1 protein-coding gene and 1 pseudogene are annotated in these 1,121 nt (G+C 66.2%); one reads left to right on the top strand and one right to left on the bottom strand.

Annotated elements, in window-relative coordinates; all coding sequences use genetic code 11:
- Positions 1–191: pseudogene (locus Q8S60_RS14940) on the bottom strand (hypothetical protein); the annotation flags it as partial.
- Positions 192–323: 132 nt separating this feature from the next.
- Here Q8S60_RS14940 and Q8S60_RS14935 point away from each other — a divergent pair.
- Entirely contained in the window at positions 324–1,118 is a 795-nt protein-coding gene (locus tag Q8S60_RS14935; RefSeq protein ID WP_305276040.1) for a helix-turn-helix domain-containing protein, read from the top strand.
- Positions 1,119–1,121 lie beyond the last annotated feature (3 nt).

Raw genomic sequence — 1,121 nt, 5'->3', positions numbered from 1 at the left:
AGCACGACAAGCGCCGCCATCCATGGCAGCAGGGCGACGCCGACCCAGAACAGGAAGTCGGCGGGAAAGCCGAGCAGGCCGGACAGCGGACCGGCGCCCACGATCAGCAGCGCGCCCATGGCGCCGCTGACGATGCCGTCCGCCAGGACGACATGGCGAAGCGGGAGTGCGTTTGCGAGTGCGATAGCCATTGGTTTTCTCCTTTGTTTGCCGCGCGCATGAAGGCGCGGGGTTCCTGGAGGCATAGTTGGGGAGGTACCCGCGCCGGGTCGATTACGCGAGAGGTAATTGTCCGGCCTCGCGGCGCGTTTTAGTTTGGTGTCATGAACATGCAAAGCCTCCCTGTCGGCGAACTCCTGCGCGAGTGGCGCCAGCGCCGCCGCCTCAGCCAGCTTGCCTTCGCCTGCGACGCGGAGATTTCCGCGCGCCATCTGAGCTTCCTCGAAACCGGCCGCTCGAAACCGAGCCGCCAGATGCTGCTGCATCTCGCCGATCTTCTGGAGGTGCCGTTCCGCGAACGCAATTCGCTGCTGCTCGCGGCGGGCTACGCGCCGGTCTATTCCGAAACGCGGCTCGACAGTCCGGATGCCGCCGCCGCGCGCCGCGCCGTCGATCTCGTGCTCGCCTCGCACGAGCCCTTCCCGGCGCTCGCCATCGACCGGCACTGGAACCTCGTCGCCGCGAACCGCGCCGTGCCGCTCTTCCTTGCAGGCATCCCGGAGGAGCTGTTGCAGCCGCCGATCAACGTGCTGCGCCTCAGCCTGCATCCGCAAGGTCTCGGCCCCCGCATCGAAAATCTCGGCGAGTGGCGCGCGCATGTCTTCATGCGGCTGCAGCATCAGATCGACCTGACGAACGACGAAGGGCTGATCGCGCTGGTGAAGGAACTCGAAACCTATCCGGGCGGATTGAAGCCGCGCGAAAACCACGAGGCGGAATTCGGCGGGCTCATCGTGCCGCTGAAACTCAAAAGCGATGCCGGCACGCTTTCCTTCTTCACCGCCACCACCGTCTTCGGCACCGCCGTCGACATCACCTTCTCGGAACTCATCATCGAGTCCTTCATGCCCGGCGACGCCTTCACCGCCGCCGCCGTGCGCGAGGCGATGGGCGAGTAGCGC

The organism is Parvibaculum sp., assembly GCF_030694575.1.
In the GTDB taxonomy this organism is placed as follows: Bacteria; Pseudomonadota; Alphaproteobacteria; order Parvibaculales; family Parvibaculaceae; genus Parvibaculum.
This window is presented reverse-complemented; position numbering and strand designations above follow the sequence as displayed.